Raw genomic sequence first — 11,908 nt, 5'->3', positions numbered from 1 at the left:
GGATCGGGCCGATGGCGCGAGGCTTACAAGACTTCGAACACGCCCGCGGCACCCATGCCGCCGCCGATGCACATGGTCACGCAGACGCGCTTGGCGCCGCGGCGTTTGCCTTCGATCAGCGCGTGGCCGGTCAGGCGCTGGCCCGACACGCCGTAGGGGTGGCCCACGGCGATGGCGCCGCCGTTCACGTTGAGCTTGTCGTGCGGAATGCCCAGCTTGTCGCGGCAGTAGATCACTTGCACCGCGAAGGCTTCGTTGAGTTCCCACAGGTCGATGTCGCTCACCTTCAGGCCCAGGCGCGCGAGCACCTTGGGGATGGCGAACACCGGGCCGATGCCCATTTCGTCGGGTTCACAACCCGCCACCGCAAAACCCAGGAAACGGCCCAAGGGCTGCAGGCCACGCTTCTCGGCCAGGGCTTCGTCCATCACCACGCAGGCACCGGCGCCGTCTGAAAACTGGCTGGCGTTGCCGGCCGAGACCAGGCCGCCCGGCAGCGCCGAGCGCAGGCCGTGGATGCCGTCGAACGTGGTGCCGGCGCGGATGCCTTCGTCGTTCTCGACCGTGACCTGTTTGGTCATCAGGCCCATCACCTTGTCGGCCACGCCGGCGGTCACGGTGATGGGCGCGATCTCGGCCTTGAACAGGCCGGCTTCCAGCGCGGCGGCGGCCTTCTGCTGGCTGGCGGCCCCGTACTCGTCCATGGCATCGCGGCCGATGCCGTAGCGCTTGGCCACCTGTTCGGCGGTCTGCAGCATGTTCCAGTAGATCTCGGGCTTCTGCTTTTCCAGCGCCAGGTCCTTGAGCATGTGCTGGTTCATCTCCTGCTGCACGCAGGAAATGCTTTCCACACCACCGGCCACGTAGACCGAGCCTTCGCCGGCGATGATGCGTTGCGCGGCCAGGGCGATGGTCTGCAGGCCCGACGAGCAGAAACGGTTGACGGTCATGCCCGATACCGTGATGGGCAGGCCGGCCTTGAGTGCGATCTGGCGCGCGATGTTGGCGCCCGTGGCGCCCTCGGGGTTGGCGCAGCCCATGATCACGTCTTCGACTTCGGCGGCGTCGATGCCGGCGCGTTGCACGGCATGCTGCACGGCGTGGCCGCCGAGCGTGGCGCCATGGGTCATGTTGAAGGCGCCCTTCCAGCTCTTGGCCAGGGGCGTGCGGGCGGTGGAGACGATGACGGCGTTGGTCATGATGGAATCCTCAATTCGTTGTTCGTGCGGTCATCAAAAGGTTTTGCCTTCTTCGGCGAGGCGAGCCAGCAGCGGCGCGGGCTGCCAGAACTTTGCGTCGTCCAGCGGGTTCTTCGCAAAGCGCTTCATGGCTTGGACCACGTTGAACAGCCCCACCTCGTTGGCGTAGTTCAGCGGGCCACCGCGGTACACCGGGAAGCCGTAGCCGAAGATGTAGACCACGTCGATGTCGCTGGCCTTGTTGGCGATGCCCTCTTCGAGGATGTGCGCGGCCTCGTTCACCAGCGAAAACACCAGGCGCTGCACGATCTCTTCGTCGGAAATCTTGCGCGGCGTGATGCCCAGGGCTTTGCGGTGGTCCTCGATCATCTGGACCACTTCGGCGTTCGGGATCGCGTCGCGCTTGCCCGGCACGTAGTCGTACCAGCCGGCGCCGGTCTTCTGGCCGAAGCGGCCCTTCTCGCACAGCAGGTCGGCCGTCTTGCTGTACTTCATGTCCGGCTTTTCCTGGTAACGGCGCTTGCGGATCGCCCAGCCGATGTCGTTGCCGGCCAGATCGCCCATGCGGAACGGGCCCATGGCCATGCCGAACTTCTCCATCGCCTTGTCCACCTGCTCGGGCGTGCAGCCTTCGTCGAGCAGGAAGCCGCCCTGGCGGCCGTACTGCTCGATCATGCGGTTGCCGATGAAGCCGTCGCAAACGCCGGAGACCACCGCCGTCTTCTTGATCTTCTTGGCGACCGTCATCACGGTGGCCATCACGTCCTTGGCGGTCTTTTCACCGCGCACCACTTCCAGCAGCTTCATCACGTTGGCCGGGCTGAAGAAATGCAGACCCACCACGTCCTGCGGACGCTGGGTGAAGCTGGCGATCTTGTTCACGTCCAGCGTGGAGGTGTTGGAGGCCAGGATCGCGCCCGGCTTCATCACGCGGTCGAGTTCCTTGAACACGGCTTCCTTGACGCCGATCTCTTCGAACACGGCCTCGATCACGAGGTCGGCCAAACCGATGTCGTCGTAGCTCAGCGTGGTGGAGAGCAGGCTCATGCGCTGCTCGTACTTGTCGGCTTTCAGCTTGCCCTTCTTCACCTGGGCTTCGTAGTTCTTGCGGATGGTGGCCACGCCGCGGTCCAGCGCGTCCTGCTTCATCTCCAGCACCTTCACGGGGATGCCGGCGTTGAGGAAGTTCATGGTGATGCCACCGCCCATGGTGCCGGCGCCGATCACGGCCACCGACTGGATGCTGCGTTGCGGCGTGTCTTCCGGCACGTCGGGGATCTTGCTCGCGGCGCGTTCGGCCACGAACAGGTGACGCAGCGAACGGCACTCGGGCGTCCACATCAGGTTGATGAAAGTCTCGCGCTCGAAGGCCATGCCGTCGGCGAACTTCTTCTTGGTGGCGGCTTCCACGGCGTCCACGCACTTGGGAGGGGCGGGGAAATTTTTCGCCATGCCCTTGACCATGTTGCGCGCGAACTGGAAGTAGGCGTCGCCGTCCTTGTGCTTGCAGGGCAGATTGCGCACCAGCGGCAGGGCAAAGCCGTCGGCGTGCTTGGCCGCCACTTCGCGGGCAAAGGCCAGCGCTTCTTCGGCCAGCGACTCGGGGGAGGCGGCCAGCTTGTCGAACAGCTTCTGGCCGGGCAGTTGCGCCAGCATCTCGCTCTTGACGGGTTCGCCCGAGACGATCATGTTGAGCGCGGCTTCCACGCCCAGCACGCGCGGCAGGCGCTGCGTGCCGCCGGCACCGGGGATGAGGCCCAGCTTCACCTCGGGCAGGGCCACGTTGCAGCCGGGGGCTGCGATGCGGTAATGCGCACCCAGCGCCAGCTCCAGGCCGCCGCCCATGCACACGCTGTGCACCGCCGCGACCACCGGCTTGCTGGTGTTCTCCACCGCCAGGATCACGCTCAACAGGTTGGGCTCCTGGATCGCCTTGGGCGAGCCGAATTCGCGGATGTCCGCACCGCCCGAAAACGCCTTGCCGGCGCCGGTGAGCACGATGGCCTTGACGGCCGGATCGGCCTCGGCCTTCTCCAGCCCGGCGGTGATGGCCTGCCGGGTCGACAGCCCCAGGCCGTTGACCGGCGGGTTGTTCAGCGTGATGACGGCCACATCGCCGTGGACCTGGTACTCAGCGGTCATGAAATCTCCTCTGTGTGGATCGGTAGGGGTGCGCGCCCGAAAAAACGAACGGTCGTGCGATTCTAGGGAATTTGTGCGGTGCGGCAAGAGCCACCTGTCGCAATAGGGTCAGACCTCAAGCCACTCTTTGCGGGTATAGGGGTCTGCTCTGAGGCTTTCCGGCGTGCCATGAAACACGATGCTGCCGTGGCCCATGACGAAGGCGCGGTCGGAGATCGCCATGGCGATGGTGAGCTTCTGCTCGATCAGCAGCACCGACACGCCCCGGGCCTTGAGCTTCTGCAGGTACTCGCCCACCAGCTCCACGATCTTGGGCGCCAGGCCCTCGGTGGGCTCGTCGATGATGATCAGGTCCGGGTCGCCCATGAGCGTGCGACACAGCGTGAGCATCTGCTGCTCGCCGCCCGATAGCACGCCGGCTTCGGTGTGCTGGCGCTCCTTCAGGCGCGGAAACATGGCGTACATGTCGTCAAAGCTCCAGCGCGCATCCTTGCCTTTGCCCTTCTGGCCCAGCAGCAGGTTCTGGTGCACGGTGAGCTTGGGGAAGATGTCGCGGTTTTCCGGCACGTAGCCCAGCCCCAGGTGCGCGATCTCGAAGGACTTGCGGCCCCGGATCTCCTGCCCCTTCCACTGGATGGAGCCCTCGCACTCCACCAGCCCCATGATGGCCTTGGCCGTGGTGGAGCGGCCCGAGCCGTTGCGCCCCAGCAGGGCCACGATCTCGCCCTGGCCCACGTCGAACGAAGCGCCGTGCAGCACGTGGCTCTTGCCGTAATAGGCGTGGAGGTTTTCGATTTTCAGCATTGTGCGTCTTTCGAGGGCACGGTGGCTTTCCGGGAAACGCCGCAGAACCGGCTTTGCCGGGCTGCCAGCGTTGCCCCCTTGAGGGGGGATGCGGCTACGCGCAGCGAGCAAGCAACGGGGGTGTTCATTTGAACCCCGCTTGTTCGTCGGCGAGCACGGACCCGAGATAGGCTTCCTGCACCTTCGGGTTCGCGCGCACCGCCTCCGGCGTGTCGAAGGCGATCACCTCGCCGTACACCACCACGGCGATCTTGTCGGCCAGGCCGAAGACCACGCCCATGTCGTGCTCCACCGTCAGCAAGGTCTTGCCCACCGTCACCTCGCGGATCAGGTCGATGAAGCGGCTGGTCTCGCTCTTGCTCATGCCGGCCGTGGGTTCGTCGAGCAGGATCACGTTGGCGCCACCGGCGATGGTGATGCCGATCTCCAGCGCGCGCTGCTCGGCGTAGGTGAGGTTCATGGCCAGCGTGTCGTGTTTCTTGTCGAGCCGGATCATCTTCATCAGCTCTTCGGCGCGCTCGTTCGCGTCGTCCATGCCGGCCAGGAAGCGGAACAGCGTGTACTTGTAGCCCAGGCTCCAGAGCACGCCGCAGCGCAGGTTCTCGAACACGCTGAGCTTGGGGAAGATGTTGGTGATCTGGAAGCTGCGCGAGAGGCCCAGGCGGTTGATCTCGAACGGCTTCTTGCCGTCGATGCGCGTGCCATTGAGGATCACTTCGCCGCTGCTGGGCTCGAAGCGGCCCGAGATCAGGTTGAACAACGTGGACTTGCCCGCGCCGTTGGGACCGATGATGGCCACGCGCTCGCCGGGGCGCACCGCGAGGTCCACCCCGCGGATGATCTCGGTCTTGCCGAAGCGCTTGCGCAGGTCGCGCAATTCCAATGCGTAGCCACCTGCGTGCACGTGGCTCATGGCCTGTTCGAAACGGCCGGTGTCGGCTGTGGACGTTGCGCTGCTCATTGCGTCTCCCGGCGCTTGATTTCTTTCTCGATCTCGGTCTGGATCTCGGCCCACTGGGCGCTGAACTGGCGGCGCGTGAGCTCGAAGATGCCCAGGCCGGTCAGCGTCACGAAGGCCGCGCCGAACCAGCTGCCCGCGTCTTTCGGGTGCAGCGACATGCCGAGGTACTTCACCACGTCGCCCATGGCCGCGTCGAGCTGCAGGTGGTAGATCATTTCCACCATCGCACCGCCGCCCAGCAAGACCACCAACGCCGTCACGCCCAGCGCCAGGTAGGCCACCCAGACCTCGCGCAGCTTGCCGAACGAGGCCACGCGCAGGTTCATCATGATCAGGCTGGCGATACCGCCCGGCGCGTACATCACCATAAACAGGAAGATCAGGCCCAGGTAGAGCAGCCAGGCCTTGGTCAGCTCCGAGAGCAGCACCGCGGCCAGCACCATCAGGATGCCGCCGATGATGGGGCCGAAGAAGAAGGTGGCGCCACCCAGGAAGGTGAACAGCAAATAGCCGCCCGAGCGCGCCGCGCCCACCACCTCGGCGGTGACGATCTCGAAGTTCAGCGCGCCCAGGCCGCCCGCAATACCGGCGAAAAAGCCCGCGATCATGAACGCCAGGTAACGCACCTTCTGCGTGTTGTAGCCGATGAATTCCACACGCTCGGGGTTGTCGCGCACGGCGTTCAGGATGCGGCCCAGCGGCGTGCGCGTGAAGGCGAACATGAGGCCCACGCAGACGAAGGTGTAGGCCGCGATCAGGTAATACACCTGGCGCGGCGGGCCAAACGTGATGCCCATGAAGGCCTCGCCCACCACCCGGTTGCCCGACACGCCGGCCTCGCCGCCGAAGAACTCGGAAAACATCAGCGACATGGCGAACACCAGCTCGGCCATGCCCAGCGTGATCATGGCAAACGGCGTGCCGGCCTTCTTGGTGGTCACGTAGCCGAACAGGATGGCGAAGAACAGCCCGGCCACCCCACCCACCAGCGGGATCAGGCTCACCGGGATCGGCCACTGCCCGTCGGCCACCGCGTTGAGCGCGTGCATCGCCATGTACGAGCCCAGGCCGGTGTAGACCGCGTGGCCGAAGCTCAGCATGCCGCCCTGGCCGAGCAGGATGTTGTAGGACAAGCAGGCAATGATGGCGATGCCCATCTGCGAGAGCATGGTGATGGACAGGTTGCCGCTGAACACCAGCGGCGCGCCCAGCAGCACCAGCGCGAACAGCGACCAGACGATCCAGCGGCCGACGTTGTAGGGTTTGAATTCGTAATACTGTTTGGACATGGTCGGTCAGCCTTCGCGCGTGCCCAGCAAGCCTTTGGGCCGGAAGATCAGGATCAGCACCAGGAACAGGTAGGGCAGGATCGGCGCCACCTGCGACAGCGTGAGCCTGAGCACCGAGTTCTCGCGCATCGCGTCGCTCACTTCCATGCCGAACTGCTGCGCCACGCTGACAAACGAATGGTCGAGCCCAACGGCGAAGGTCTGGATCACGCCGATGAGCAGCGAGGCCAGGAAGGCGCCCGAGAGCGAGCCCATGCCACCCACCACCACCACCACGAAGATCACCGAACCCACCGTGGCCGCCATGTTGGGCTCGGTCACGAAGGTGCTGCCACCGATCACCCCGGCCAGCCCGGCCAGGCCGGTGCCGGCGCCGAACACCAGCATCAGCACGCGCGGCACGTTGTGGCCCAGACTCTCCACCATCTCGGGGTGGGTCAGCGCGGCCTGGATGATCAGGCCGATGCGCGTGCGCGTGAGCAGCAGCCAGAGCGACACCAGCATCAGCAGCGCCACCAGCATCATGAAGGCGCGCGTGGCCGGAAACGGCGAGCAGATCACGCCCTGGCCCGCGCAGACCGCGCCCTCCACCGAACCCCAGAACCATTCCAGCGTGTCGTTGGCGTGGTGCACCAGGGTGAAGGCCGGGCCACGCAGCAGCTCGGGCGGCGTGAACTCCACCGCCGTGCGGCCCCAGATCAGCTGCACCAGCTCCAGGATGATGTAGGACAGGCCGAAGGTCACCAGCAGCTCGGGCACATGGCCGAACTTGTGCACCCGTCGCAGCGTGAGCCGCTCGAACAGCGCGCCCAAAGCGCCCACCACCAGCGGCGCCACGATCAGCCCCGGCCAGAAACCCACCAGTTGGGCGATCGAATAGCCGATGTAGGCACCCAGCATGTAGAAGCTGGCATGCGCAAAATTCAGCACCCCCATCATGCTGAAGATGAGGGTCAGTCCCGAGCTCAACAGAAACAGCAGCAAGCCGTAGCTAACACCGTTGAGCATGGAGATGATGAAGAACTCCATGAAGCTTGCCTTTCGAGGGCGGAACGTGAGGGAGAGGTAAACGGGTGGGAGCGGGGGACGAGTATGACCCGTCAGGAGCACCCACCGAGTCAGCGGGAGGTCAAGAAAGCAACCCCGAGCAGAAGCAGTCCAACCCCATCACCGGAGCGAAGTGCCCGAAACCCAGAACGCGGCGGAACCGGCTTTGCCGGGCCGCTCGCGTTGCCCCCTGGGGGGTGACGCCGCAGGCGGCGCGGGGGGGTCACCTCTTCATATTGCAGCTGGTCGGCGTGCTGGAGACGTAGGACGGGAACTCCTTCACCGGCGCCAGCGTCATGCCGGTGTTTTCCGGGCTGTAGGGGTACTTGGCATCGGCCTTCTGCCAGACCGTGAGGTACAGCGGCTGCTGCAACTGGTGGTCGTTCTTGCGCATTTCCACTTCGCCGTTGAAGTTGCCGACCTTGATGCCCTCCATGGCCGCGGCCACCTTCACCGGGTCGGTCGACTTGGCCTTGGCCATGGCCGCGCTCAGCACGTTGAACGCCGTGGGGATGGCGCCGGTGTACATGTCGTCCTTCACCTTGGCCTTGAACTCGTCGGCCCATTTGCCCATCTGGCCGCCCATGTTGTAGTGCTGGTAGGCAACCTGGAACACGCGGCCTTCGCCACCGGTGCCCAGCGCGGTCGGGGTGCCGGTCACGCCGGTGTAGTAGGTGTAGAACTTGCCGGTGTAGCCGCCTTCGTTGGCCGCCTTGATCAGCAGCGCCAGGTCGGAGCCCCAGTTGCCGGTGATCACGGTGTCGGCGCCCGAGGCCTTGATCTTGGCGATGTAGGGCGCGAAATCGCGTACCTGGGCCAGCGGGTGCAGGTCTTCACCGACCACCTGCACGTCCGGGCGCTTGCGCTTGAGGTTTTCCTTGGCGAACTTCGCCACCTGCTGGCCGTGCGAGTAGTTCTGGTTGAGCAGGTAGACCTTCTTCACATCCGGCTGGTCCTTCATGAAGGTGGTCATGGCCTCCATCTTCATCGAGGTGTCGGCGTCGAAGCGGAAGTGCCAGTAGCTGCACTTGCTGTTGGTGAAATCGGGGTCCACCGCGGCGTAGTTCAGGAAGATCACTTCCTTGCCGGGGTTGCGCTCGTTGTGTTTGTTGACCGCATCGATCAGCGCGCCGGCCACCGAAGAGCCGTTGCCCTGGGTGATGTAGCGCACGCCCTGGTCCAGCGCGGCCTTGAAGGCGTTGAGGCTCTCGGCCGGGCTGAGCTTGTTGTCGAAGGCCACCATCTCGAACTTCACGCCCGCCGGGTTGCTGGCGCTGAACTTCTCGGCGAAGAACTGCCAGCTGCGCATCTGGTTCATGCCCACCGGGCCCATCAGGCCGGTCTGCGGATCGATCAACGCGATCTTGACCGTCTCGCCCTTCTGGGCGAAGGCGCTTGCCAGGGTCAGCGACAGGGCAGCAACGGCGACGGATTTGAGAACGAATTTCACAGGTGGTCTCCTTGGGTAGGGGGGAAAACGCCAGCGTAAGCCTTTGCCCCCTCCCGACCCTCAGGGATTGCCCCTAGCACCTATCGCGCAGGTGACTGTGCGCTCGCACATGCGTAGCGCTGCGGGGGGGCTCCAAGTCATGGCCGCTCCATCTGGCAGCGCGATGGACCGGCCAGCCCAGGCCCGTCGAAGTACTGCACCGGGGCAAAGGTGTAACCGGTGTTTTCAGCGCTGCGCGGGTGGCGCGGGTCCACCTTCTGCCAGCGCGAGATGTACACGCCCTTTTGCAGCTGGTGGTCGTCCGCGCGCAGTTGCACCGGGCCGCTGAAGCCGCGAAAGATCATACCGCTGAGCCGGGCGGCCACGCGGGCGGGCTCGGTCGAGCGCACGTGGGCCATGGCGTGCGCCAGCATCTCGATGCCGTCGTAGGCGGCGTACACCGTCAGGTCCTCCCCGTAGCGCTGGCGAAAGGCCGTGGCCAGCTCGCTGATCGGGCCCTCCTGGTTGGAGTGGTTGTAGGCCACCTGGTAGACCGGCAGACGCACGCCGCTCTCGGCCAGCGCGGTGGGCGTGCCCTTGAGGCCGGGGTAGTAGGCGTAGAGGGGAATGCCCAGGCCCTGCTGCTGCAGCGCCTGGATCATGTCGCGCAGGTCGGCGCCCCAGTTGCCGGTGACCAGCGCCTGCGCGCCCGAGTCGCGGATGCGCTGCACGAAGGGCGTGAAATCGATGCCCTGGAACGGCGGGTGCAGCTCGTCGCCCACCACCTGCACGTCCGGGCGCTGCTGCGCCATGGCCTGGCGGAAGTAGCGCGACACCTGCTGGCCGTGGGCGTAGTTCTGGTTCAGCAGAAAGACCTTTTGCAGCGAGGGCTGCACGGCCATGAACCGCGTGAGGGCCTGCATCTTCATGCCGGTGTCGGCGTCGATGCGGAAGTGCCAGTAGCTGCACTTCTCGGCGGTCAGCGCCGGGTCCATGGCGGCGTAGTTGATGTAGAGCACGGGGTGCTCCGGGTCGCGCGCGTTGTGCCGCGTCACCGCGTCCGAAATGGCCGCCGCCGCGCCCGAGCCGTTGCCCTGCACGATGTAGCGAAAGCCCTGGTCGATGGCGGCCTTGAGCGCGTTGAGGCTTTCCTGCGGCGAGCCCTTGTTGTCAAAGCCGGCCACCACGAAACGCACACCGGCCGGGTTGGCCGCGCCGTTCCTGCGCTCGGCCATGAACTGCCAGCTCTTGAGGCTGTTGCGCCCGATGTCACCCGACGGCCCCGAGAGCGGGTCGATGAAGGCGATACGCACGGTCTGGCCCTGCTGGGCCCACAGCGTCAGCGGCCACACCAGCGCGGCCACCAGAGCGACGCGGCGCAGGGGGTGTTTCACTTAAGCACGTAGTCCTTGAGCTGCTGGCGCAGCGTCATCTTCTGCATCTTGCCGGTGGCGCCCAGCGGGATCGCATCGACGAACACCACGTCGTCGGGTATCTGCCACTTGGCGGTCTTGCCTTCGTAGAACGCCAGCAGCTCTTCGCGCGTGAGCTCGGCGCCCGGCTTCTTCACCACCACCACGATGGGGCGCTCGTCCCACTTCGGGTGCTTCATGCCGATGCAGGCGGCCATGGCCACGGCCGGGTGGGCCATGGCAATGTTCTCCACGTCGATCGAGCTGATCCACTCGCCGCCGGACTTGATCACGTCCTTGCTGCGGTCGGTGATCTGCATGAAGCCGTCGGCGTCGATGGTGGCCACGTCGCCGGTGGGGAACCAGCCCTTGCCCGCCGCGTCGTAGCGCAGCGGGTCGCCGCCCTCGCCCTTGAAGTAGCTGGCAATGATCCAGGGGCCGCGCACCAGCAGGTCGCCAAAGGCCTTGCCGTCCCAGGGCAGTTCGTTGCCCGATTCGTCCACGATCTTCATGTCCACGCCGTAGACCGCGCGGCCCTGCTTGAGGCGCACCTTGGTCTGCTCTTCGGGCGACAGCGCGAGCTGCGCGTTTTTCAGCGTGCAGACCGTGCCCAGGGGCGACATTTCCGTCATGCCCCAGGCATGCAGCACTTCCACGCCGTAGGTGTCGTGGAAGGCGTTGATCATGGCCGGTGGGCAGGCCGAGCCGCCGATCACCGTGCGCTTCAGGGTGCTGAACTTCAGCCCGCCGGCCTGCATGTGGCCCAGCAGCATCTGCCAGACCGTGGGCACGCCCGCGGCCATGCTCACCTTTTCAGCCTCGATCAGTTCGTAGACCGACTTGCCGTCCATCGCCGGGCCGGGAAACACCAGCTTGCAGCCCACGGCCGCGGCCGAATACGGCAGGCCCCAGGCGTTGACGTGGAACATCGGCACCACCGGCAGGATGGCATCGCGCGCCGAGCAGCCCAGCGCATCGGGCAGCGCCGCGCCGTACGCGTGCAGCAGCGTGGAGCGGTGCGAATACAGCGCCGCCTTGGGGTTGCCCGTGGTGCCGCTGGTGTAGCACATGCTCGATGCACTGTTTTCGTCCAGATCGGGCCAGAGGTAGGTGTCGGGCTGCGCGCCGATCCAGGCCTCGTAGCTCACCAGGCCGGGCAGGCCGCTGTCGGCCGGCAGCTTGTCGGCGTCGCACAGCGCCACCCAGTGTTTCACGCCCGGACACTTGCCCGCCACCGCCTGCACCAGCGGCAGGAAGGTCATGTCGAAGCAGACCGCGCGGTCGTCGGCGTGGTTCACGATCCAGGCCAGTTGCTCGGGGTGCAGGCGGGGGTTGAGCGTGTGCAGCACGCGGCCGGTGCCGCTGACGCCAAAGTACAGCTCCAGGTGGCGGTAGCCGTTCCAGGCCAAGGTAGCCACGCGGTCCCCCGCGGCGAGGTGCAGGCCGTCCAGCGCGTTGGCCACCTGGCGCGCGCGGCGGGCGATCTGGCCCCAGTTGCTGCGGTGGATGTCGCCCTCGACCCGGCGCGAGACGATCTCGGTGCTGGCGTGGTGGCGCTCGGCGTGGGTGATGAGCGACGAGATCAGCAGCGGTTGGCTTTGCATTTGTCCCAGCATGGGAAATCT

Annotated in this window: 9 protein-coding genes; all 9 read right to left on the bottom strand. The window is 65.8% G+C overall.

Annotation, left to right across the window (positions count from 1 at the left end; all coding sequences use genetic code 11):
* Positions 1-23: 23 nt before the first annotated feature.
* Positions 24-1,199: an acetyl-CoA C-acyltransferase gene (locus HTA01S_RS13950; protein ID WP_068172595.1), complete on the bottom strand. Its 1,176-nt coding sequence runs from the start codon at positions 1,197-1,199 to the stop codon at positions 24-26.
* Between the two features lie 33 nt (positions 1,200-1,232).
* Positions 1,233-3,341, bottom strand: coding sequence for a 3-hydroxyacyl-CoA dehydrogenase NAD-binding domain-containing protein (locus HTA01S_RS13945; RefSeq protein ID WP_068172592.1), 2,109 nt, complete (start codon positions 3,339-3,341; stop codon positions 1,233-1,235).
* 108 nt (positions 3,342-3,449) lie between these two features.
* Positions 3,450-4,145: an ABC transporter ATP-binding protein gene (locus HTA01S_RS13940; protein ID WP_068172589.1), complete on the bottom strand. Its 696-nt coding sequence runs from the start codon at positions 4,143-4,145 to the stop codon at positions 3,450-3,452.
* A gap of 124 nt (positions 4,146-4,269) precedes the next feature.
* Positions 4,270-5,058, bottom strand: a complete 789-nt coding sequence (locus HTA01S_RS13935; RefSeq protein ID WP_068172795.1) for an ABC transporter ATP-binding protein — start codon at positions 5,056-5,058, stop codon at positions 4,270-4,272.
* A 44-nt stretch (positions 5,059-5,102) separates the two neighbouring features.
* On the bottom strand, positions 5,103-6,395 hold the full coding sequence (locus HTA01S_RS13930) for a branched-chain amino acid ABC transporter permease (protein ID WP_068172584.1): 1,293 nt from the start codon (positions 6,393-6,395) through the stop codon (positions 5,103-5,105).
* Positions 6,396-6,401: 6 nt separating this feature from the next.
* Positions 6,402-7,424, bottom strand: a complete 1,023-nt coding sequence (locus tag HTA01S_RS13925; protein WP_068172580.1) for a branched-chain amino acid ABC transporter permease — start codon at positions 7,422-7,424, stop codon at positions 6,402-6,404.
* A gap of 241 nt (positions 7,425-7,665) precedes the next feature.
* A complete protein-coding gene (locus HTA01S_RS13920) occupies positions 7,666-8,892 on the bottom strand; it encodes a branched-chain amino acid ABC transporter substrate-binding protein (RefSeq protein WP_068172577.1) in 1,227 nt (408 codons plus the stop codon).
* Positions 8,893-9,029: 137 nt separating this feature from the next.
* Positions 9,030-10,265 (bottom strand): branched-chain amino acid ABC transporter substrate-binding protein, encoded by a 1,236-nt coding sequence (locus HTA01S_RS13915; protein WP_068172574.1) that lies wholly within the window; start codon positions 10,263-10,265, stop codon positions 9,030-9,032.
* On the bottom strand, positions 10,262-11,899 hold the full coding sequence (locus HTA01S_RS13910; protein WP_068172570.1) for a 3-(methylthio)propionyl-CoA ligase: 1,638 nt from the start codon (positions 11,897-11,899) through the stop codon (positions 10,262-10,264). Before HTA01S_RS13910 ends, HTA01S_RS13915 begins: the two co-directional genes overlap by 4 nt.
* Positions 11,900-11,908: the final 9 nt, after the last annotated feature.

It is taken from the genome of Hydrogenophaga taeniospiralis CCUG 15921 (assembly GCF_001592305.1).
Taxonomy (GTDB): Bacteria; Pseudomonadota; Gammaproteobacteria; order Burkholderiales; family Burkholderiaceae_C; genus Hydrogenophaga; species Hydrogenophaga taeniospiralis.
The sequence above is the reverse complement of the archived record's forward strand: the minus strand, read 5'-3'. Positions and strand labels throughout refer to the sequence as shown.